Source organism: Alteromonas sp. 4NS20-0143, from assembly GCF_057542855.1.
This window is the reverse complement of sequence record NZ_BAAJLR010000002.1, coordinates 101,548-124,409: the sequence shown is the minus strand read 5'-3', so window position 1 is coordinate 124,409 and position 22,862 is coordinate 101,548. Positions and strand designations below refer to the sequence as shown.

Below are 22,862 nucleotides of genomic sequence, written 5' to 3'. Positions count from 1 at the left end.
GAGTTGACTGTTTCACCTAACCGTAAGGATGCTAAAAGATGACACCAAAGATGAATAGAAAAATAAAAAAGGTGGCTAGCCTAACAATCGCTACAAGTTTTTTGTGCGCAATTAGCTATACCAGTATGGCTGATACCGCAACTGAGAAAAAAATCACGCAGTACATCGACCAATCTCTTGAGCAGTCAAAGACAACGTTAGAAAAGACGGTGAACATTAATAGCGGCACGATGAACTTTGACGGTGTTAAAAAAGTTGGCGCTATTTATCGGTCTGAATTTGATGCAATGGGCTTTGACACCCAGTGGGTTGATGGCGCCGAGTTTAATCGAGCAGGGCACTTGGTAGCCAGCTACGGTAATACAGGGCCGAAAATACTGATGATTGGTCATTTAGACACGGTATTTGCAAAAGATGATGCATTTCAGACGTACCGCCCTGTAGACGAGACTCATATTGCGGGCCCTGGTATTACAGACATGAAGGGTGGGGATGTGATAATTATTGCCGCCCTGCAGGCCCTCAAAGCACTCGACCTGCTAGATAATGTGAGCATAAAAGTAGTGATGACTGGCGATGAAGAAAGTAGTGGGCGTCCACTTTCATTATCGAAAAAAGCGCTAATTGATGCAGCTGTTTGGGCAGACATCGCATTGGGTTTTGAAGATGCTGATGGCGATATCAAAACCGCAGTAGTTGCTCGGAGGGGTTCAATAGGGTGGCAGTTGGATGTAGCGGGTAAACCTGCTCATTCTTCTCAAATATTTACCGACAGCATAGGTTATGGGGCTATTTTTGAAACTGCACGTATTTTAAATACGTTTCGAGAGGAATTGGCCGGTGTTGGCAATATCACTTTTAACCCAGGGTTAATTGCGGGAGGAACCGAAGTAGAGGTTCAGGCCGAAAATTCTATTGTTCAAGGCTTTGGAAAAACAAATGTGGTAGCCAAAGAGGTGACTGTAAAAGGTGGAATTCGCACACTGACCCAAGATGAGCTCACTAAAGCAAAGCGTGTGATGCAAGACATAGTGACTAACAATTTAGCGCACACGTCGGCAACGCTTACCTTCGCTGAAGGGTATCCACCAATGGCGCCAACCGAACAAAATTACGCTCTTTTAAAAATGTATAGCGACGTGAGTGAGTCGTTAGGCTACGGACCGATTGCGCCAGTAAACCCGCGCAATGCAGGGGCGGCTGATATTTCATTTGCCGCAGACCATGTCGACATGGCTATAGATGGCCTCGGATTGATGGGAGATGGCGGCCACACGAAAGATGAAGTTGCCGACATGTCTACATTTGCTCAAAACATTCACAAGGCAGCTGTGCTCATATATCGATTAAGCGAACAAGGCCCCCCAAAACACGTCACCCCAAAACAAGGCCCCCCAAAACAAGGCACCCCAAAATAGGTCGTGCATCTTGTTCAAAAGTGAGTGTAGACCTTTAGTGCACCACATTACTTAACGTGTAAGTTTGACCCAAAATTCAAGCGGGCCGCAAGACCGGCATTACAGGCCCGCTAAATCCCATTTATCCCGCATTATTACTTGCATTCGAACACCACATCCGTATAATTCGCCAGCCTTCTATCAGGCGCTTACTTTTTGCGCGTGATAAGAGGGTTTAAGTTAACGGTAACGCTACAACGAGTTCGAGGCATTTTATGGTTACTATTCGTTTACAGCGTGGTGGCGCGAAAAAGCGTCCATTTTATCAACTAGTGGTTGCTGATAGCAGCCGTGCAAGAAACGGTCGTTTCATTGAAAACATCGGTTTCTTCAACCCAACTGCACAAGGTCAAGCGGAACGTCTTCGCATCGATCTTGAACGTGTAGATTACTGGGTTGGCGTAGGCGCGGGCTTATCAGATCGCGTATCTAGCTTGGTAAAAGAAGCGAAAAAATCTGCAGCGTAAGCTGTTTTAACTGGTGAGTATAGATGAGTCTAGCGTCTGACAAAGTGATTGTTGGCAAAATTGGAGCGCCTTACGGCGTTAAAGGTTGGGTCAAAATCAACAGCTATACAGAAAAGCCAGAGGGCATTTTCGAGTACACGCCTTGGTTTCTTGGTGAAGAAAAAGAATGTTCGATTGATCAATGGCGAACGCACGGCAAAAGCCTAGTTGCAAAGATTGAGGGTGTAGAGAACCGAGATGATGCTGAACGCGTCAAAAACTTGGATATTTACATTAACGCTTCGCAACTTCCCGACTTGGGCGACGATGGCATTTACTGGCGAGAGCTCACCGGCATGAAAGTGGTAACTACGCAAGGTTACGACTTAGGTGTGGTGAAAGAGGTATTTAACACAGGTGCTAACGACGTTATTCACGTTAAAGCTAATGTAGGCGATGCCTTTGGTCAAAAAGAAAGACTTGTGCCTTTTGTATTCGACGAAGTCGTACACGAGGTAGATAAGGAAGCGAAGGTCATTAAAGTTGACTGGGACCCGGGGTTTTAAGTGACACCGGAAAAGTGGTTCGGAGTTATTAGCCTTTTTCCAGATATGTTTTCCCCATTTACCCAACAGGGTGTAATAGGTAGGGCAGTTAAATCTGGTAAGTTATCGGTTGATACCTTCAACCCCCGTGACTTTACTCATGATCGCCATCGTACAGTAGACGATCGCCCCTACGGAGGCGGACCCGGCATGCTTATGATGGTAAAACCGCTAACTGACGCAATACACGCTGCCAAGAATATTGGCGGTGAAAACAGTAAGGTGATCTACTTATCACCCCAAGGAAAACCCCTTGATCAGGCTGGCGTTAAACGCTTGGCCAGTATCGAACGCACAATTTTAATTTGCGGTCGATACGAAGGAATCGACGAACGCGTAATCGAAAGCCACGTAGATGAAGAAGTCTCCATTGGTGATTATGTGTTAAGCGGTGGAGAACTTCCGGCGATGGTCTTAATGGACGCAGTTGCCCGATTGGTTCCCGGCGTGCTAGGGCATAAAGCCTCAGCAGTAGAAGATTCCTTCACAGACGGTCTTTTGGATTGCCCGCACTATACGCGGCCAGAAGTACTAGAAGGTCAAAAGGTGCCCGAGGTGTTATTAAGTGGTGATCACGAAAAAATTAGGCAGTGGCGACTGATGCAGTCTTTAGGTAGAACTATGCAACGTCGCCCTGATTTGTTAAATCACCTAGCTCTGACTGAGGAGCAGATGCGTTTGCTTGAACTATTCCAAGCGCAGCTGCGGCGAGATGACAGTTAACTAGGACGAGAGGATATGATGAGCAAAGTCAGTCAAGATATCATCAAAAAAATTGAGCAAGCACAGCTTAAAACTGATGTACCTGAATTTGGTCCAGGTGACACAGTAATTGTTAAAGTTCGCGTTACCGAAGGTGACAAAGAGCGTCTTCAGGCTTATGAAGGTGTTGTTATCGCTAAGCGTAACCGTGGTCTGCACTCGTCTTTTACCGTACGTAAGATTTCTAGCGGCGAAGGCGTTGAGCGTGTGTTCCAAACACACAGCCCGCAAATCGCTTCTGTTGAAGTTAAACGTCGCGGTGCGGTTCGTCGTGCTAAGCTTTATTATCTACGTGAGCGTTCAGGTAAATCTGCACGTATCAAAGAGAAGCTTAACTAAGATTATTAATTCTTGCGTTATTGTTAACTTCGAAAAAACCCGCCTTGTGCGGGTTTTTTTGTGGCCATTAAAAATTAAGATGTGAGTTTTAGGTTTGACAAGCGGGTAGTCGAGTTATAGCTTCAATATATGGTTAGTTAATTTTTGAAGCACTGAACCATTGTTTAATTTATCAATAAATAGTCTGTATCACTGTTTCGCGAAACCTAGCGTGGTCCTTCGGTTAGGTAAAAGAAGGCACAAAGCATGTTTAGCCATGTTGTTGCTGTTCGCAAATACTTCCCTTTTAAGTGCAACCAACGACATATCCCCAAGCGTTGTCACTGCCTACACCTATCATCTAAAACCTCCTTACATCATCGACGAAAAATTGAAGTCAGGTTTGTATTTCGATTTGCTCTCATTGATAAGTGACGATGAAATCGAATACAGACTCGCCTACATGCCCAGAAAAAGAATAAATAAACTGCTTGAGCGGGGTAATCTAGAGGGCGTCATTTTAGGTGTGAGTCCCCATTGGTTCTCAGACAGTCAGCAAAGTAAATACCTATGGACGTCAGCGTTTATAGAAGACAGGGACGAAATTATATCCCACGTTGATACGCCGTTTGAGTTTCGTATCGATACGCTAAGTGATAAAACCATGGCTGGTGTGAGAGGGTTATTTTATGTTGGGCTTAACAAAGCAGTGGTTAGTGGACGGTTGGAGCGATTTGATACTGAGTCTGCAGAGCAAATAATCGATATGGTCTATCACCAAAGAGTCGATTTTGGTGTAGTTAGTAGAAGCACCTTAGAGTATCTACATGAAAAAACCAAATATATAGATTCGCTTCATATCTCAACGATCCCTCATGAGAGCTATTTAAGACACGTGCTAGTGCCAAAACACTTAAGCCCCATTGCAGCGCATGTAAATAAAAGGCTAGGCACTCAACTGAAAACCGAGGCATGGCAAAAAATGATGAGTCACTACTCATTGAGTAAAAGAAAGTCCTTGAGTATAGGAAGGTCATTGAGTAAAGGAAAGTCCTTGAGCATGGCAGAGTCGTTGAGTATAAATGAATCACAGAGCATGGCGGAATCATTGAGCATAAATGAATAAACTACCATGTCTGAAACAGAAACTTACTTTAAAGGACAACACGATCTAAATGCGGTGGAGAAAAGCCACAGCGCCTTTCCCCAGCCACTCTTATTTATTTTGTCATAAGTGATAGCGATTCAATAAGGGGTTTGTTTTCGGTGTCGATGGTATTAACAATATGTTTGTGCAACCGTTTTTTGTGTTCACCGAAAATACCACGCTTTTTATCAAATGTTTTTGCGTATTCCACTGCCCCAAGCATTAACGCCTCTTGGCTGTCATAGGCTTTTTCTATGACATGGTCTTGCTCGAGTTCTATACCAGACACTCGTCGACCCGACAGTTTCATCTCATTGAAACGGTAATAAGGCATGGCCTTTTTTACAAACTCAATCATGCCGGGTAAAAAGGGGATAGATAAATCAACTTCGGGAAAACAAAAGAACCCTTTGTCTGAACGCATAAAACGAAAATCACATGCACAAGCAAGAATGGCTCCATTGCCAAAAGCATGACCGTTAATGGCGGCGATCACAGGTAGGGGAAACAACAGTAAGGTTTTAAATACGTCATCCATACTATGCATAAACGCTTTAATTTCATCAAACTGCTGCGCCTTCATTGCAGGCATTAACCAATCGGTATCTATACCTAAACTAAAGCATTTTTCATCATTTGATGTGATGACCAGTGCTTTACAGGAGGTGTTCTCGATAACGCGCTGTAAGCTTTTTAACATGTCCTGAGCATAGGCGGGATTGTGTCGGTTCTCACCATTTTGCATCAATAGAATGGCCACATCACCATCATACGTTAACGCTATATTTTCCATTCGTAGTCTCTTTTACTTTATTGTTTACCGTATTCTTCTATAAATATAAGCAAATGAGAAATTTAACCTAATGATATTTATTCATTGATGCATGCAAACCACTGCAGTCTTATTGTAAATTTGCACTACAGGACGCTGGGCAACCACCATGCATAAGAGCGAGCTCACGTTACGCGCTCATTTTACGAGCAAGAATTACTAGCAAGAAGGTTGCCGGTCTGCGGTTGGTGCTAATGAAATCGACGGGTCCCAAATACGCTGCCAAATAGACTGCATGTCGCTTAAGTCGGGTCTTTCACTGAATTTTTCAAATGAACCCACCTCAACGCCTGAATCCGTTTGTTCGGCGACCTTAAAGTTAAACGCATAAGCACATTCTACACCCATTCTTAAGTCTGAGAGAATGATGTCATCATTTTGTAATCGCACAGAATATAACCCCTTGGTAAACCATTGTAAGCGTTTTATGCCCCATTCAGATTGCACGGGAATAAGTAATTTAGGGGCGGTAGGGTAGGCGTCAATACTGACATCCTCTACCGCATCAAAAACAGAGGTATAGATTTCATAATACTTGTCTTCAGCGACTACCACGATACGCCACAACAGTGTTGTGAGCGGCGCAGGTGTACTCATGTAGTGCTGTGACTGAATACCTTGTTTGGCTAACGCCGATTCAACGTTGTTATCAATAATAAGTTTGCCAATAAGTGACCAACCTAAATAGATGCAACTTACAAGTAAACCGAATGCATTGGCTCGCGCTTTTGTTATGTTTTGAATCTTGGGCAATAACACCATGATTAAGCCAACAAGCAACGGAACAGTGACAAATGGGTCGATGATGAAAATATTCGATATGGCAAAAGGATATTCGGTTATAGGCCACAACAACTGAGTACCATAAACCGTAAAGCTATCCAAAACCGCATGAGTAGACAAACACAGAAACACCAACCAAAACCAACGATGTTTGAATCTTGATGTGTCTTTGTGAATGTGTGTGAGTAACCACACAATTAAGGGGCTGATAAGCAAGTGGACTAACAGCGAGTGGCTAAATCCGCGGTGGTAGGTAAATGCTTCAACAGCACCCTCGTAGGGTAAAAAAACATCTAAGTCCGGAACGGTGCCAAGTATTGCGCCCCATAAAGCGGCCTTTCTACCCACTTTGTTTCCAAGTACCGCATAACCAACTGCGCCACCTAATGCCGCTTGTGTGAGAGAGTCCATATAGCCCACTTAATTTCTAATTTTATACTCATACGACATGAGCCCCTCATCAGGCCAATTTTCTTATAAAGCAGCCAGCTCTTTTCGAGTAAGTATCACATTTGGAGCAAGTCTCACATTTTCAATAGCGTTAGGTTTTTATCTTCTTAGCCTGGGCATCTTTGTTTATTGTAACCGCAATACCACCGTTTAACTTAACTAACATATCAGTGCCCTATCAGCCTATATCACTGACATACTAATCTCATACCACAGAAAACCCGTAAGCTCACAGTTGGTTGATTTATACTCATTGTGGGTAATAAAACGCCAGTTTGACCCTTCATTCGCATCCCATCTAACCTAGTTCAAAGTATTATGCGTTATTGCTTGCTTCCTTAGTGGTTAATTGTTAAAAAGTCAACGACGTTAAAGAAATATAGAAAAAGCTGGTTGTACAATAAGGTTTACATGCAGGTTGCATACTCTTTTGGCGTTTAATATTTTTTTTCATTTTTTAGTTAAGAGAGCTTTCCATGATAAAGGACACTGTTAATAATGTTCACGTAAGTGCAGAAGATGTGCTTATTACTCCCGATGCGTTAAGTGCTGAACTGCCTGTTTCAGACAAAGCGTTAGCGGCTATCTCAGATTCACGCCAAATTATTTCAGATATTATCCATCGACGTGATCATCGTATGCTTGTGGTATGCGGCCCTTGCTCTATCCATGATGTTGAAGCGGCTAAAGAGTATGCGTTGAAGCTAAAAGAGCTTCACGAATCATGCAAAGACACGCTATTTATTGTGATGCGGGTTTATTTTGAAAAGCCTCGCACTACGACAGGTTGGAAAGGTTTAATTAACGACCCACATATCGATGGCACGTTCGATATTGAAACTGGCTTACGCAAAGCCCGAGAACTTCTAATTTGGTTAGCAGAATTAGAGCTGCCGGTTGCAACGGAAGCACTCGATCCTATAAGCCCTCAGTACCTTGCTGAACTATTTAGCTGGTCAGCTATTGGTGCACGTACTTCAGAGTCGCAAACTCACCGTGAAATGGCGAGTGGCTTATCCATGCCAGTGGGCTTTAAAAACGGTACAGACGGCGGTTTAGGCATTGCTATTAATGCACTCAAATCAGCTGCATCTGGGCATCGTTTCATGGGTATAAATAAGCAAGGCCAGGTAAGTATCATTGGCACTAGCGGAAACCCGGATGGCCATATTATTCTTCGCGGCGGTAAGCAGCCTAATTACGACTCTGTTTGCGTTTCTGAGTGTGAACTTGAGATGCAAGATGCGAATCTTACGGCAGGTTTAGTGGTTGATTGCAGCCACGCTAACTCTTCAAAAGACTACCGTCGTCAGCCTTTAGTGGCGCAAAATGTGGTCAATCAAATTTTGGAAGGTAATCAATCTATTATCGGCATTATGCTTGAGAGTCACTTAAAGCCTGGCAATCAAAAAGCAGAAGGTAAGAAGTACGAGGAGTTAGACTACGGTGTTTCAATTACCGATGGCTGTATTGATTGGGAAAGCACTGAAAACCTCATATCTCAAACCAGAGATAAATTGATAACTGTGCTACCCTTACGTCAAAATAAGCGCACAGTAGCATAACGAATTACTAGGGCGTGTTGATCTTTGCTGTACATTTTTGCAGCGGTCTGTGAGCTATTTAGACAAGGCGAATGGTTGAAGGTCTAGCGGGCTAAATCGAAACCATTCAACGCAGAGTAAATAGCTCACAGGCGCTGCCCGAAGGGGGCTAAATGGAAGCATTTTACTCTTTGTCACAGCCCTTTGACTTAGCCCACTAGGCCTACAGGACTGTTTCGCGATTAAAATGCTTCCATTTAGCCCAAAACTCGTACATCAAAGATCAACACGCCCTAGTGCCATTTGATTCAAGGATAAACCACAATGGCCGATTTTTCACAGCAATTGGCATCACTGCGCGAAGGCATCGACGAGCTGGATACCCAGCTCGTTGAACTGCTTGCAAAGCGCAATGAAATCACCACCAAAGTAGGGAAGATTAAAGCGCAAGCGGGAATGCCTGTTTACGTTCCCGAACGGGAGAAAGCCCTTATTGCTTCTAGGCGACAACAAGCTGAAGAAATGGGGGTTTCTGCCGATTTAACAGAAGATCTTCTTCGCCGCGTTATGCGCGAGTCTTACCATACTCAAAATAATGAATACCGCTGCGTGAAACCAGATATCGACAATGTGGTTGTTATTGGTGGCGGCGGTGCACTCGGGCGAGTGTTTGTTAGTTTGTTTCAGCGCAGTAAATACAACGTGGGCGTTGTTGAAAAAGACGACTGGGAAAATGGCAACGCGCAGACGCTGTTGTCAAACGCCTCATTAGTTATTGTGGCAGTACCTATCAATTTAACCGAAGCGGTTATAAAGCGCCTAACCATGCTACCTGATAACTGTATTCTTGCAGACATTACCAGTATAAAAGCAATGCCGCTCAACGCCATGCTTGGTGTACACAAAGGACCTGTGGTGGGATTACATCCAATGTTTGGCCCTGATGCCCCGGGTATGATTAAGCAGGTGGTGGTGGTGTGTAACGGCCGCCAGAGTGATAAGTATGAGTGGCTAATAGAGCAAATGCGAATCTGGGGCGCGACTGTTCACAACTCCAGTGCAAAAGATCACGATGAAGCTATGGCATATATACAGGTTATGCGCCACTTCAACACGTTTGTGTATGGCCAACATCTTAAAGGTGAAAACCCCAATTTAGACTCACTGACCATGTTTAGCTCGCCTATCTATCGCTTAGAATTGGCTATGGTTGGACGATTGTTTGCTCAGTCTCCTCAGTTATACGCCGACATTATTTTTAATAACCCCGATAATTTTGCACTATTGCGAAGATTTTACGAGCGCTTTGGATTAGCGTTATCACTGCTGGAAAGTGGCGATAAGAAAGGGTTTGTTGAGCAGTTTATGAAAGTTGGCGGCTGGTTTGGTGATTATGCGAAAAAATGTTTAGTAGATAGTAAGCAGCTATTGTTAAAAGCTGACGATGGACAGTTATTGAGAGACAAATAGACCTTTAATAGTTATGAAGAAAGAGAAGGCGAGGGCATTTAAGCGCAAATGCAACCTCGCCTTTTTGCTATGTGTTATCCAACCAACTATCGAAGGGCTGGCGTTCTGATGTTCTATTACTGAGAGAGTGCACTTGCTGCCGCCACCTTGGTCGGGCTTATTTCTTCGCTGGGGTAACAGCCAAGTACTTTTATATAACGAGTGATACTTTGCAGCGAGGCAAACGCAGTTTGCACCGGCCCATCCTCAACGTTGCCTTCCACATCAATATAGAACATCTCTTCCCACGGGTTGCCAGGAATGGGGCGAGACTCCAACTTGGTCATGTTGATTTTGTTTTCTCTTAATACCAGTAATGCCTCTACGAGTGCGCCTGGCTTTTGTATCGTTGACATCACCAGCGTGGTCTTTGCAGGTACTTGAAGCGGAACCGTCACTGCGTTTCTTGCCACCACAATAAAGCGGCTGTGGTTTTCTTTCTGATTGGCTAAATTACTTTTTATCGCCGTAAGACCATAAAGATTTCCACCTGCCTCACTTCCAATGGCGGCAACATCATCCCGCGCTAAATCGCTTACGGTAAGCATGGCAGAAGAGGTGCTGTCCATGGTTTTTACTTCCACGTTGCCAAGCTCTGCTAAAAAGTGACTGCATTGTGTGAAAACTTGAGGGTGAGCGTACAGCGTCTTAATTTTTTCAATCGATGTGTCCGCACCAACTAATAGAGTATGGCGGATAGGGTGGGTTAGCTCGCCAATAATACTCAACTGTGTGTGTTGGAGTTGGTCGTAAACCTCATTAATACTGCCGGATGTCGTGTTTTCGATGGGCAATACAGCGTAATCAGCCTCAGTATTTTCCACTTTATGAATGATTTCGCCAAAACTCTGACAGCCAATCTCTAATAGTTCACCCGGGCGACGTGAGAAATACTTTTGGGTAGCAAGGTAGGAATAAGAACCCTTGTCACCTAAAAACGCAACGCGGTTAAGGGGCAACGTGCTTCCTGGGTTAGCGCGCTCCGCAAGCATAGCCTGCTGGTTGAGAACTGAGTCTTCAATGATCACATGAAAGATTTGCGTCACATAGTGAGGGTCTAAATTAACCCTCTGCCCCTCTTTAATCAAACGAACAAGCAGCTGTTCTTCACGCTTTTGATCTCGTACGGGGATGTGATGTTTGATTTTTGTTTCTGCGACCTCGTTGGTGAGTTTTCTTCTTTCAGCCAGTAAGTTTAGTAATTCGCTGTCTAGAGCGGTAATGCGCTTCCTGACAGTATCTAGTGCGTTGTCTGACATAATATTCCCGTATAAAAATCTAAATCTATGACTTCAAAAGTTGTAGTAAATAAGTGATAAAAAAAAACCTCCCTGAAGGGAGGTTGTTATGCATGTAGCAGCGCCCTCCTAGTATAAGGATGTAAACGCGAAAAATAGAATTGCTACGTGCTGTATATTCGTTTTCATAAAGCGAATGTAAGTCTAATGCCTAAAGCTGTCAATTCTTTTTTACAAGCTGGTCAAATTATTTAAATAAAAAAGTTGAAATAATTTTTTGCTAGTTACTTAAAAGGGCTGAGAGCATTTGTCTTACTTCATTAGGCTCAAAGGGTTTGTCGCAAAGCGCATTTACACCGGTTTGCTGTATGTTTGCCATGTGCATACTGTCTGCAGATTCGGATGTAACCATAATAATGGGGATATGCGTAGTTTCAGGATTGAACCTGATGAACTCTGATAGCTCTCTGCCGTCCATCTCTGGCATGTTGTAATCCGTTACCACTAAATCAAAGGCTTCATCTTTAATAAATGTAAGAGCCATAGCCCCGTTTTCTGCTTCTTTGATTTTCTGTAGCCCCATACCTTCGAGTACTCTGCGAATATGGTTACGGGCTAGCTTACTGTCATCTACTAACAATACCCTCACGTCGTGAACATCAAAAAGCTCTAAATCAAGTTCATCGTGGTTAATAAGGTCGAGACTAGCATTCAGCGCTCTGGAGAGATGAAGCGGTTCGAACGGTTTTGGAAGAATGGCCGCCACACCTGCCTGTTTAAACTCTTCTAACTTACTCATTCGGTTTTCACTTGAAACCAACATGAATGGGATAGACTTAAACTCGTCGCTCTCTTTTATGAATTTAAGCAATTCAAGCGCTGTGCCGTCCTCAAAATACATAGCGCTAACGACAAGGTCTGCGCCATGTGCGCGAATGGCAGATTTTGCTTCTCCGAATGTACTAACAGGATCAATTTCCTTAACACTTTCTTTGAGCAACAAGGTAGTGATGATCTTTCTCTGTGTATCAGAGGGCTCTACCAAAATAATATGTAAATCAGAAATTGACAGCTTTTCCATTTCGGACTCTTTTTGTTATGTGTTTATGAAAAAGTAGGAGGGGACAGACGCTATCCTCCTGCAAGTTTTACCTTATAATCTTTTTTTTCCAGCAACAGGCGAAGTTTTTCTCTGTCGTCGGTTTGAACTTCAATCACACCGTCTTTGACCGCACCGCCGCAACCGCATTTCTTTTTAAGTTCTGAGCCTAGCTTCTTTAGGTCTGCAGGAGGCATGTCTAACCCTTTAATAAGAGATACACCTTTACCCTTTCGTCCCTTAGTCTCCCGGTGAATACGAACGATGCCATCGTCCGACACTGAGCGAGCTTGGTCCTTTTGTTCTGGTTTGACTTTACCGCTTTCAGTACTGTAGACCAAAAGCGCATCTTGCCAATCTTGCATATCTGCCTCTAACTTTAAACTTAACCTTTCATTTCTCAGAAAAACTGTCATGCTGACGATAAAAATGTCTGAGAAATTATTGCAAACTTGTACTAGGGTTAAGGATAGCAAAATTGACGACATATGATGAAACTTTTCTCAACGAGGTACATTGGAGGTTCAATGCCGATCACATCGCAGTATCGCCAAGATGGCGAAGTTTTAGTAATTAAAGTGGGGGAAAAGTTCGACTTCAGTAAAGTTGAAGAATTTAGAAACGCCTACAGCGATCTGACTGATAAAACGAACGAAATCGCTGTGGATCTATCCATTACGGAATATATGGATAGCTCTGCGTTGGGTATGTTGTTAAACATGCAGAAGTCGCTCAAGGGTGGCAACTACACGTACAGCATAGAAAATGCACGTCCACAGGTGAGTAAAATACTGGAAATTTCTCGTTTTGATAAAAAGTTCAAACTTCGCTAGGAAGGCGAGAAGCGTTTTAACGCTTTGAAGTAATGTACCTCCCGATAACTAGATGAGATAAGGTTAGGCGAGATAGAGTGAGATAAGACGAAATAAAAAAGTCTCATCCTATGTTCGGGTGCTGTTCGATGCTTCTGTTTTTAAGGATATGTATTATGAAAATTCTTATTGTCGACGATGAGCCTATCAATCGCATTTTACTTTTGAATATGCTCAGCGCAGAAGGGTATGACGACTGCATCGAGGCTGAGAACGGCACACAGGCAATTGAAAAGTTTAAATCAGAGGCGCCAGACCTGATATTACTCGACGTGGTAATGCCAGATATGAGTGGCTTTGATGTTGTACCACAATTGCGTAAGCATGCCTCAGAAGAATACCTTCCCATTCTTTTTATTACTGCACTGGAAGACAAGGCCAGCTTGGTTAAGTGTTTAGAGGTTGGCGGCAATGATTTTGCGACTAAACCTTTCGACAAACACATACTTGTTGCCAAGATTCGAGCGCACTTAAAAATCAGAGCATTAAGCCTTCGTATTGAGCAGCAAAACAAAGCCTTATTATTGTTTAACCAGCGGGTAGCTCGCGAACACGCTATCGTCGAGCATATCTTTAGCAATGCAATTGTAAACGACCCTCAAGTACTGTCTTATTTTGACTATTACATTAAACCTGCAGAAAGTTTCAATGGTGATGTCTTTTTATGTGAGAAAAACCCAAATGGCGGCGTTTACTTTGCGGTTGGAGACTTTACCGGTCACGGTTTAGCATCGGCGGTAGGCGCATTGCCAGTCACCAGAGCCTTTCAGGAAATGTCTCAGCAGGGCGTCACCGTGTCTGAAATTGCCAGAGAGCTCAATACTATCTTACTTAAGTTTCTTCCTCACGACATGTTTATGGCGGCAGTCATCGGGGAGATTGATTCGACAGGCTCTCATATTACGTTGTGGCAAGGCGGTATGCCGGCCGTACTCACCGCGGGTAAAATGGCCTCAGGGTTGCGTCAGCGTCCTTCACGGCATATGGCTCTGGGGATCCTCGATGATGAGGAATTCGACACGGCCTGTGACACCGTTCACTTATCTCACGGTGAGCAGCTTATTATTGTAAGCGACGGATTAATAGAAGTGTTTGATAGTAACAACGATATGCTCATGGAAGATGGAATCAGCGATATTATCAAGGATAAGCTATCGAACAGTGAAACCATTACGGCACAATCGCTGTACGAGAAGGCCTTGCAGTTCAATGTAAGCAATTCATTTGATGATGATGTTTCTGCTATTATCTTTTCTTCAAAACCAATTCAACTTTTACCAACAGTGAAAAGTCAATTTGGTTTGCCTTCTTCACATGAAGTAGCCCTTACTGCTGAGTTGTTAAAGCAGCCAGACATTTTGCAACGCGTTTTGCAGATAGCAGGGCAGTGTGAGGGCGTTCAAAGCATCCGCTCAGTCTTGTACACTGTGCTTTCAGAATTATTTAACAATGCACTAGAGCACGGTGTGTTAAAACTCGATTCAGAGATGAAAAGTACCACTGAAGGTTTTCATTCCTACTATGAACTGCGAGAAGCATCGCTAAAAGAGCTCAGCGACGCAAGTATCACCATTAGAATTGAGTCTTTGCCTAACGAACAGAAAATACAAGTGTCAGTGCTCGATAGTGGTGACGGTTTTAGTTTGGATAGTCTTGAAAATGTGACTAACGATGAGTCTTTTGGTCGAGGGCTAGCAATGGTGCATGCGTTGTGTGAACAGGTTCGATTTGAAGAAGGAGGTCGAAAGGTAATAGTTACCCTTAGCACCAATCCTCGTTAGCGCTAATTTTAGGTCACTAAACGATAACTCCTTTCGTTATTATCTGCTTAAGGTTACAAAGTAAATAACGCACAAGGCGCTAACGCTAAAGGAGCTAAAATGCTAAAACAATTTTTAACCTTGTTTGAAGATGCAAAAAAACAGCAAAAGCCGACTTATTCTTATGAGCTTGCCACGGCCGCGTTACTCAGTGAAATAGTGAATGCCGATAACGAAGTTACCGAAGAAGAGCGTAAGGCATATCAATATCAACTCAAAAAACATGTGAATATTGATGACGATGCACTGGCCCTTTTACTAGAAGAAGGGAATGAGACGTCTGAAAATGCCATTGATGTTGTTCAGTTCACAAAAGTTGTTAATGCGCACTGCGGTAGTGAAGAAAAAGCTAATATCATTCGTAGCCTTTGGGCGATTGCCTATGCAGACAGCACCCTAGCACCGCTTGAGGAAAGTACCATAAGGCAAATTGCAGATTTACTTTATGTACCTCACAGCCAATTTATCAAGACAAAATTGGATGTGAAGAGCGGACAAACTGACATATAGTCTCAGCCTTTTCGTTGATGTTCATATTAAAGCGTCGTTAAAAAGAGTTGTTATTTACTCTCCTTCACATATTATTTTACGCCTTTAGCGGGTAAACTCGTTTGCTGTCTTTTACGTTACTATTTCGTCGAACAAGGTTGTGTTGGTGTTTAAATCGATAAAAATAACCATGGGTATTGTGATAGCAATATCGATGTGTGCCCTTGCTATAGCGGTGTTTGTGATCAATAAAGTTGAGCACAACGCGCTAATGAAGCAAGTGGTAGAAAGCAACACCAGTGCAATCAGTAATAGTTTAGCGTCGCAATTGAGTGTGCTCGCAGACACGGGCTCAGATAATGTAGACAGGTACGAGTTAATATTTAAATCGGTGCGAGAACACAATTACCTCATATCGGCAACGCTTTACGATATCAATTATAAAGCGATTACGTCTGTAGCATTGAGAAAAGAGTCTGATTATGGCTCAGCAATTCCCTCTTCACCCCGCGACATTCCCTACGGCGTAACCCTGCATTCCAACGATGTTATTACTACTCATAATCTCGTAGGTACAAGTACTTACCCCCTTGGACACGTTGTTATTCATGCTGACGCTAAAGCTGCCATACCTGAGCAAAGTGCAAGAACGTTGGTACGTCAATTCTTCCTTATTCTGGTCATAGGATTGCTCTGCGTGGGTATTTGTCTGTTGGTGACCCATCGTCTTATTACACCATTATTTGAATTAAAGCGGTTCACTCAGGACCTTTTTGAAACAAAAGATTATGCACTGCGAAGCTCAATTTCCTCACAAAACGAATTTGGACAGTTAGGCTCAAATATAAATAGTTTGCTTGATACCATCGAAGTAGAGCTATTGATAAATTTTGAACAGAAACAAACCCTGTTCGACCAGCAAGAGACTATGGCCCGGCTCGCCAATTACGATAGTTTAACAGGGCTACCGAACAGACAATATGTGCTCGATAATCTCAGGCTCGAATTAGCGCGAGCCAAGCGAAACGACGAAGACATGATGCTGCTGTTTTTCGACTTAGATGGGTTTAAAGGAATAAACGATTCATTAGGTCATGAGACCGGCGATTTAATTTTGATTGAAGTTGCCGATAGAGTGCAGCGTCTTTTGCGAAACGATGATTTATTTGCCCGTTTAGGTGGTGATGAGTTTATCGTTCTTCCCGATAGAGAGGTGAACGACTACGCTGCTGAGCAGTTAGCGATACGTTTATTGTCTGCATTTGATGAGCCATTTGAGATGCAAGGTCTTTCTCTGACAGTAGGAATAAGCGTTGGTGTTGCAAAAGCAAGCGATGCGAATTTTGAACTCAGCGACTTGATGAGTAACGCCGATCTAGCAATGTACAGATCGAAGGCGAGAGGGCGAGGAAGCTATACACTCTTTACACCAGATATGGTTGAGTCACACAAGCGCAAGCTTCAGATTGCAAATGGCATTGAGCAAGGACTACGCGAAGACGAATTTATTGTTTATTATCAGGTGAAAGTTGATAACTACGGTCATGTTATTGGCGCTGAAGCCCTCATACGTTGGCAGCATCCGGAATTTGGGCTTGTAATGCCCAATGAATTTATTCCTATTGCTGAGCAGGGCGGCAAGATTACCGCTATTACTCAGTGGATAATCAAACGTGTGTGTATAGACCTTCCTGACATTAAACATTGGGCGCCACAAAACTTCAAAGTGTCGGTGAATTTATCGGGACACGATCTCAGAAACGCACAGCTTTTTGACTACATATACAACACATTAAACGTTTACGACGTTAATCCTGAAAACATGGAGTTTGAGGTAACAGAGAGTGCTTATCTCGAAAACTTCCAACTCTCTAATAAGTTCTTCAGACGAATGAGTAATATGGGTTGTTCCATTGCCTTAGATGATTTTGGTACGGGCTATTCATCACTGAGTTACCTTACTCAGATAACTATCGACACGCTAAAAGTGGATAGACAGTTTGTGATGGAGCTTCAAACCTCTGAGCGCAGCAGGCTAGTAACCGGCGCTATTATTGATTTAGCAAAACGTCTATCGCTGACAGTATGCGCTGAAGGAATAGAGACCTATGAGCAGTGGGACTATTTACGTCAGCACGGCTGCGATAACGTTCAAGGCTTTATGTTCAGTAAACCCGTTCCTTTAAAAACGCTACTCAGTCTGGCGCCATTTTATGACGAAAAGCAATTTAAGTCGTAAAGGTTACATATAAAAGTGTTTCTAATCAGCAACACATAGCCGTGCGGCTATTTCTTTGCATTAATCCAAGCTTCTGATATTAAAGTATATTTTCTTTTTTCTATAATGTGGCGCGAATCTGGCTATATCTAACCAAGTACTGGTTAGGTAACTATGTCAGTACTTATGTAGGTTCTCATTTTAGTACTGGTGCATGTACTACAGTGGGACAAGTGCAAACGTCGAGATAGGCTCTAACATGGCTTTTGGTTCTATCCAACGTTAGCGAATTAGACTCATAGTAAGTATGCGACGTCTTACAACATGCCATAGACGCACATATTAGCGCAACCTACTGAGTTGACAGGATGCACCTGCTATCTATTGCGAGGGATTCAGAATGAAGATTTCAGGTAGAAAAATATTTACGTTGTCAGCAGTTGTGATGTTGCAGGTTTTTTTTGTAGCGTCGGTAAGCGCAAGCCCGGCCAACACGCTGATGCAAAAGCTTGATAAAGATAAGGACGGTTTTATTTCGCTTAAAGAAGCTGTCCAACACATCGAATTATTGCGAAATTTTGGCTTAATCGATGATAATGAAGATGGCAAGCTCACGGAAAATGAGTTAGCAAAAAGTAAGCTTACGCCTAAGGCAAATGATGCGAATAATAGTGTTACCGCGGCGCTAAAGCAGTAGCAAGTGCAGTAGTAAAATCACCAAGAAATAGTAATATCCGTGAATATTAATTTACGCTGATATCAACATTAGCTGTAACAAAGCAGCAGAAAAATGAAGAGGATAGGGTTCTGGTTAAAAAGTTTTCCTTAAGCGAACGGATAGTTCAGCTAGGTTCTCTGAGGCAGTTAACATTAGGTAGTTTTGTGTTAGCCCTAATTCCTCTTATTGCCCTGCTGTGGCAAAGCCAGAGCGATTTAGCCAAAGTTGGCCAAATGACAACGTTGGAAACCCGCTTTGTCGTTGAAATTGTGGGTGATGTTCAGCAACTTGATAACGCCGTAGTGGATGTTGAACGAAGTATTCGACAATATTCTGTACTGAAAAGTGAGAGAGTGGCGGCCATCTCAGACAATGCGTTAGAGCAATTTGCACTGGCGGCAGATAATCTGTGCCAAGGTCTTGGCACTAGCGAAGTGTGTAGCTTTTTGACAACACAAATAGACCAACTGGCAGACTATCGAAACATTGAAGATCAGTTATTGCTAAATGCTTATCTCGCGACTATCAAAGATAGCGTTAAACAGCTGAGAAAAGATGTTGAACGGGTCATCACCGAGCGAGTGGCACTGCAGCAGAGCGACCTGAACGCGATGCAGGCAAAGCAAGCTTGGTCTACTGCTATGCTGGTAAGTGTTTCTTTAATGCTGATATTGTTAGGCAGTCAGCTTATTGTTAACCCCGTCAATAACCTCAAAAAAATAATTCGTATACTGGCCCACAGCAAAGGCGAATTGCCACCCCTAACTCGCCATGCGCCCAAAGAATTACTTGATGTAGAGAAAGATTTGCACTGGCTGTATGACCGCCTTCAGCAACTTGAGCATATTCGAACGGCTTTGTTGCGCCATGCAGCCCACGAATTAAAGACGCCCTTAGCCAGTATTAAGGAAGGTTGCAGTCTGTTATCTGAAAATGTGGTTGGCGATCTAAACGATAACCAGCGAGAAGTATTGTCTTTGCTAAGTGGAAGCACTCAACGGCTCAACACTTTGGTTGAAAAACTATTAGACTACAATTTGTTACTGCAGCAGGCTCAGCCCAAATTGGTGCTTTACAAGCCGCAGACGCTGATAGATGAGTGCATTGAAGACTATGCACTCGCTATTCAAAACAGAGAAGTTGTCGTTGATGTGCAGGTTGATGAGGCTCTTCTCGATGAAGAGCTCTTCCGTCGTGTACTGGATAATTTAGTGTCAAATGCGGTAGCGCATGGTGCTGTCGGCAGGCCTATTTTCGTCAAGGTTTACATGAGCAAAAGCACGGGAGAGAGCACTGAAGAAGATATGCTTATTCTTGATGTAGCCAACCACGGCAAGCCAATTTCCCCTGAATCAGTCACAACCCTGTTTGAACCTTTCATTCGAGGCAGTGAACCTCGCAATGATAACGTCATCGGAACGGGCTTAGGGTTATCGATTGTTGCAGATTGCGCGCGACTTATGCATGGCGATGTTCAAGTGGTAGAGGTAGACTATGCGGATGTCTGCTTTCGGGTTTCCCTCTCGCAAAAATGAAAGTGCAGCATTTAAGGTACAGCATAGAATACCCTGTACTTGAAACGCAGCACTTAAAGCCCAAAGCAGAAAGCACATAAAATAAAAAGCACGCACCGTTAAAAGCGTGCAGCAGAAGCATTGCGCAACAGGAAAAGTAAAATGAGATTAAGTTGTTTTTTTATTGCCGTATTTTTTTTAGTAGGTTGCGAAAGTCTGACAGATGTCAGTAAGGAAGCGTCTGACGAGTCCTCGGCGAACACCAAGACGGCCCTTGGTAGTGCTTTTTGTTTTTATGAAAACCCACCGGAAGATTTTTTACATAATTGTGATGCGAAGCATTGGATAGAACTTTGGGTTGATGCGTCTGATCAGCCATGGTCGATGCGCCAGCAAACCTTAGCCACGTTAACAAACAGTGACTACGACCGTTTACACGCTTATATTCTCACGCTTATGAACGACACCCCCTACCAGAATAAACTGCGAGCGCAGCTAGCGTTCAATGAAATATCTCCGCGCTTTACAGAGCAGAGCCGGAAGGTTATTGACGTTATTGCAGGAGCTCAAAATAATCAATTAATGCAATTTGAGTCTGCGCTGGTGGTGTTGGAAAAAGAAAACACCTCTCGCGGTGAAAAGCTCATAACACTGCAAAACGAGATAGATAGCTTACGTAAGAAACTTGAAGAATTATTACAAATAGAAGCGACATTGATGGATAAAAATAGGAGTACGCAACAATGAGTGAAAAGGCGAATAACAATCCTGACTTATTGTTGGTTGATGACGATAAAAGCCTACTTCGCTTGCTAACCATTCGCCTTGAAGGTGAAGGGTATAACGTCACTGCAGTGGAAGATGGACAAAGCGCACTTAAAAAACTACAGGGCAATAGTTTCGACGTTGTGCTGAGCGATTTAAGAATGCCAGGTTTAGACGGCTTAAGCTTATTTGAAGAGATTATGGGCATTAGACAGGATATTCCCGTTATCTTAATGACGGCCCATGGCACCATTGCCGATGCTATTGAGGCTACTCAGCGCGGCGTGTTTGGTTTTCTACCTAAGCCTGTAGAGCACGAAGAGCTTCGCGCTCTATTGCAAAAAGCACTCAACCAATCACAGGCGGTTAAGCCAGGAGATTGGGCAAAAGAAATAATCACGCGCTCGCCGGAAATGCTGAATGTGCTTGATCAAGCGTTTCGCATTGCGCAGCGCGAAGTGTCGGTATTAATTAGCGGTGCCAGCGGAACGGGTAAAGAGCTTCTCGCTAATGCTATACATAAAGCGAGTAACCGCCGCGACAAGCCATTTGTTGCTATAAACTGTGGCGCGTTGCCTGAAAACCTTCTTGAGTCTGAGCTGTTTGGTCATGCAAAAGGCGCGTTCACTGGCGCAGTCACTGCCCATGCAGGTCTTTTCAAAGAGGCTGATGGCGGTACGCTGTTTTTAGATGAGATTGGTGATATGCCAATGACGCTTCAAGTTAAATTGCTGCGTGCATTGCAAGAGCGTCAGATTCGCCCCGTTGGCAGCAGTAAACAAGTCGATATTGATGTTCGAATAATATCTGCGACCCATAAAGATTTGCATAAAGAAATGGAAGCGGGAACATTTAGAGAAGATCTCTATTACCGCCTCAATGTGGTTAATTTAAAATTACCGTCACTGAAGTCCCGCAGCGAAGATATTCCGCTGCTTGCGCGCTCTTTATTGCAACAAAGCGCTCAGCGTCATGGTGTTGACGTAAGCCAGTTCTCAGATGATGCTATGCAGCAGTTAGTTACGTCTTCTTGGCCGGGCAATGTGCGACAGTTGGTGAATGTTGTTGAGCAGTGTGTGGCGTTAACGCAAACACCGGTGGTGCCCTTACACCTCGTAGAACAAGCCTTATCTGCCACAAAGCAGAGCTGGCCTACGCTGACCGAAGCGCGAGACGCCTTCGAACAACAGTACTTGTTTAAGCTGCTTAAAATGACCGACGGCAACGTTACTCGAGCTGCAGATTTAGCGGGAAGAAATCGCACCGATATGCATAAGTTAATGAAAAAGCATGAATTGGACGCTGCTGACTTTCGTTAAAGAAGCGTTGTGAAATGAGAGCCCCATGGCTTGGGACTAAAATCATCTGGGGCTAAATCGGCTGGAGAAAAATCGCGTGGGGCAAAATAGCCCCATGCGATGTATTAATATCTTGAAACCCCTTAGTCTTTGTCGCTTTCTCTCAAGATAGACTCAGCTTGAAGACCAAAGTGACGCAGCATGGCAATATCAACGTCTTCGAACTGCCTGGGGGAATCATGAATAACGCAAAGGGTGCCTAGCTCGTAACCATCTGTAGAGCGCAAGATAATACCAGCGTAAGCGCGGATGAATGGCTCTCCTTTAACCAATGGGTTGTTCGCAAATCTGTCATCCTCATGCGCATCAGGCACAATAAGGTATTCCTCTTCCGCAATGGCATAGGTACAAAACGAGACATTTCGCGGTGTTTCGGTAACATCTAAGCATTGGCGAGATTTAAACCACTGTCTATCATCTGCGATTAAGCTCACCAAGCAAATTTTGCACTTGAAGAATTCCTGCACATTCTTTGTGATCGCATCTAACCTTTCATCTGGTGGTGTATCCAGAATATCCAATTTATAAAGCGCTTTAAGTCGTTCTTCTTCGTGAGAAAGTTGTGGGTGTACGTCAGTCATAATTACAATATTTACCGGTAACATTTTTGTGTGGCTACACGCAAAAAGTGTGAAAAATCAGAGCTAGGCTTGTGCATAAAGATATGGCAGGGGTCATCGATTATGAATCAACGTTTCACGCTCTGGTTAGGAAAATTATGGAAGCCTATGAAGACGTCAAAGTATACATGGCTATGTTCAAAGACGCTATTTACTGTTTTTATTTTCCTCTTTATTTCTCTTCTATTTTCATAGGCGACGGTTGAGCCAACGGTCAGTGGAATAATCGAGAAGTATGAATATTCATACTATGCGAAAGAATAAGATACACAGGTACGACCACTTGATAAAATACACT

General features: G+C 43.4%; 23 protein-coding genes. 17 read left to right on the top strand and 6 right to left on the bottom strand.

Going from position 1 to position 22,862, the window contains the following annotated elements; all coding sequences use genetic code 11:
• The first annotated feature begins 38 nt into the window (after positions 1–38).
• The 6 genes from AC27HD_RS04340 to AC27HD_RS04315 all read left to right on the top strand — a co-directional run bounded on the left by AC27HD_RS04340 (position 39) and on the right by AC27HD_RS04315 (position 4,714).
• On the top strand, positions 39–1,418 hold the full coding sequence (locus tag AC27HD_RS04340) for a M20/M25/M40 family metallo-hydrolase (RefSeq protein ID WP_487104062.1): 1,380 nt from the start codon (positions 39–41) through the stop codon (positions 1,416–1,418).
• Positions 1,419–1,672: 254 nt separating this feature from the next.
• The gene (gene rpsP, locus AC27HD_RS04335; protein ID WP_032094545.1) at positions 1,673–1,924 is read left to right on the top strand and encodes a 30S ribosomal protein S16; all 252 of its coding nucleotides are present in this window, start codon (positions 1,673–1,675) and stop codon (positions 1,922–1,924) included.
• A 23-nt stretch (positions 1,925–1,947) separates the two neighbouring features.
• Entirely contained in the window at positions 1,948–2,469 is a 522-nt protein-coding gene (rimM, locus tag AC27HD_RS04330) for a ribosome maturation factor RimM (protein ID WP_032094546.1), read from the top strand.
• A gap of 45 nt (positions 2,470–2,514) precedes the next feature.
• Positions 2,515–3,231 carry a tRNA (guanosine(37)-N1)-methyltransferase TrmD gene (trmD, locus tag AC27HD_RS04325; protein ID WP_052010028.1) on the top strand — a complete coding sequence of 239 codons (717 nt, stop codon included), beginning with the start codon at positions 2,515–2,517 and terminating at the stop codon, positions 3,229–3,231.
• A gap of 18 nt (positions 3,232–3,249) precedes the next feature.
• Positions 3,250–3,609, top strand: coding sequence for a 50S ribosomal protein L19 (gene rplS / locus AC27HD_RS04320; protein WP_032094606.1), 360 nt, complete (start codon positions 3,250–3,252; stop codon positions 3,607–3,609).
• Between the two features lie 256 nt (positions 3,610–3,865).
• Positions 3,866–4,714, top strand: coding sequence for a type 2 periplasmic-binding domain-containing protein (locus AC27HD_RS04315; RefSeq protein WP_487104060.1), 849 nt, complete (start codon positions 3,866–3,868; stop codon positions 4,712–4,714).
• Between the two features lie 94 nt (positions 4,715–4,808).
• On the opposite strand, the gene AC27HD_RS04310 is transcribed toward AC27HD_RS04315, so the two are convergent.
• On the bottom strand, positions 4,809–5,528 hold the full coding sequence (locus tag AC27HD_RS04310) for an enoyl-CoA hydratase/isomerase family protein (RefSeq protein WP_487104058.1): 720 nt from the start codon (positions 5,526–5,528) through the stop codon (positions 4,809–4,811).
• Positions 5,529–5,726: 198 nt separating this feature from the next.
• Positions 5,727–6,761, bottom strand: a complete 1,035-nt coding sequence (locus tag AC27HD_RS04305) for a metal-dependent hydrolase (protein ID WP_032094550.1) — start codon at positions 6,759–6,761, stop codon at positions 5,727–5,729.
• A gap of 515 nt (positions 6,762–7,276) precedes the next feature.
• Between AC27HD_RS04305 and AC27HD_RS04300 the strand changes: the two genes are divergently transcribed.
• Both AC27HD_RS04300 and tyrA read left to right on the top strand, forming a co-directional pair.
• Positions 7,277–8,365, top strand: a complete 1,089-nt coding sequence (locus tag AC27HD_RS04300) for a 3-deoxy-7-phosphoheptulonate synthase (RefSeq protein ID WP_032094551.1) — start codon at positions 7,277–7,279, stop codon at positions 8,363–8,365.
• Positions 8,366–8,668: 303 nt separating this feature from the next.
• On the top strand, positions 8,669–9,814 hold the full coding sequence (gene tyrA, locus AC27HD_RS04295; protein WP_487104056.1) for a bifunctional chorismate mutase/prephenate dehydrogenase: 1,146 nt from the start codon (positions 8,669–8,671) through the stop codon (positions 9,812–9,814).
• Positions 9,815–9,930: 116 nt separating this feature from the next.
• On the opposite strand, the gene pheA is transcribed toward tyrA, so the two are convergent.
• From pheA to yciH, 3 genes are all read right to left on the bottom strand, one after another.
• A complete protein-coding gene (pheA, locus tag AC27HD_RS04290; protein WP_032096007.1) occupies positions 9,931–11,112 on the bottom strand; it encodes a prephenate dehydratase in 1,182 nt (393 codons plus the stop codon).
• A gap of 259 nt (positions 11,113–11,371) precedes the next feature.
• The gene (locus AC27HD_RS04285; protein ID WP_032096008.1) at positions 11,372–12,172 is read right to left on the bottom strand and encodes a response regulator; all 801 of its coding nucleotides are present in this window, start codon (positions 12,170–12,172) and stop codon (positions 11,372–11,374) included.
• 50 nt (positions 12,173–12,222) lie between these two features.
• Complete coding sequence (gene yciH, locus AC27HD_RS04280) at positions 12,223–12,555, bottom strand: stress response translation initiation inhibitor YciH (RefSeq protein ID WP_487104053.1); 333 nt, start codon at positions 12,553–12,555, stop codon at positions 12,223–12,225.
• Positions 12,556–12,717: 162 nt separating this feature from the next.
• On the opposite strand from yciH, the gene AC27HD_RS04275 reads away from it, so the two are divergent.
• From AC27HD_RS04275 to AC27HD_RS04240, 8 genes are all read left to right on the top strand, one after another.
• Complete coding sequence (locus tag AC27HD_RS04275; protein WP_487104051.1) at positions 12,718–13,023, top strand: STAS domain-containing protein; 306 nt, start codon at positions 12,718–12,720, stop codon at positions 13,021–13,023.
• 155 nt (positions 13,024–13,178) lie between these two features.
• Positions 13,179–14,843 carry a SpoIIE family protein phosphatase gene (locus AC27HD_RS04270; RefSeq protein WP_487104049.1) on the top strand — a complete coding sequence of 555 codons (1,665 nt, stop codon included), beginning with the start codon at positions 13,179–13,181 and terminating at the stop codon, positions 14,841–14,843.
• 99 nt (positions 14,844–14,942) lie between these two features.
• Positions 14,943–15,392 carry a tellurite resistance TerB family protein gene (locus AC27HD_RS04265; protein ID WP_032096011.1) on the top strand — a complete coding sequence of 150 codons (450 nt, stop codon included), beginning with the start codon at positions 14,943–14,945 and terminating at the stop codon, positions 15,390–15,392.
• Between the two features lie 145 nt (positions 15,393–15,537).
• The gene (locus AC27HD_RS04260; protein ID WP_487104047.1) at positions 15,538–17,610 is read left to right on the top strand and encodes a putative bifunctional diguanylate cyclase/phosphodiesterase; all 2,073 of its coding nucleotides are present in this window, start codon (positions 15,538–15,540) and stop codon (positions 17,608–17,610) included.
• Between the two features lie 379 nt (positions 17,611–17,989).
• The gene (locus AC27HD_RS04255; RefSeq protein WP_487104045.1) at positions 17,990–18,286 is read left to right on the top strand and encodes an EF-hand domain-containing protein; all 297 of its coding nucleotides are present in this window, start codon (positions 17,990–17,992) and stop codon (positions 18,284–18,286) included.
• Between the two features lie 140 nt (positions 18,287–18,426).
• The gene (locus AC27HD_RS04250; RefSeq protein WP_487104686.1) at positions 18,427–19,842 is read left to right on the top strand and encodes a sensor histidine kinase; all 1,416 of its coding nucleotides are present in this window, start codon (positions 18,427–18,429) and stop codon (positions 19,840–19,842) included.
• Between the two features lie 141 nt (positions 19,843–19,983).
• The gene (locus tag AC27HD_RS04245; protein ID WP_487104043.1) at positions 19,984–20,568 is read left to right on the top strand and encodes a hypothetical protein; all 585 of its coding nucleotides are present in this window, start codon (positions 19,984–19,986) and stop codon (positions 20,566–20,568) included.
• Positions 20,565–21,905 carry a sigma 54-interacting transcriptional regulator gene (locus tag AC27HD_RS04240; RefSeq protein ID WP_032096015.1) on the top strand — a complete coding sequence of 447 codons (1,341 nt, stop codon included), beginning with the start codon at positions 20,565–20,567 and terminating at the stop codon, positions 21,903–21,905. Before AC27HD_RS04245 ends, AC27HD_RS04240 begins: the two co-directional genes overlap by 4 nt.
• Before the next feature lie 122 nt (positions 21,906–22,027).
• Here the strand turns inward: AC27HD_RS04240 and AC27HD_RS04235 are convergent, their stop codons facing one another.
• Entirely contained in the window at positions 22,028–22,525 is a 498-nt protein-coding gene (locus tag AC27HD_RS04235; protein ID WP_487104041.1) for a GAF domain-containing protein, read from the bottom strand.
• Between the two features lie 71 nt (positions 22,526–22,596).
• On the opposite strand from AC27HD_RS04235, the gene AC27HD_RS04230 reads away from it, so the two are divergent.
• Positions 22,597–22,770, top strand: coding sequence for a hypothetical protein (locus AC27HD_RS04230; RefSeq protein ID WP_487104039.1), 174 nt, complete (start codon positions 22,597–22,599; stop codon positions 22,768–22,770).
• Positions 22,771–22,862 lie beyond the last annotated feature (92 nt).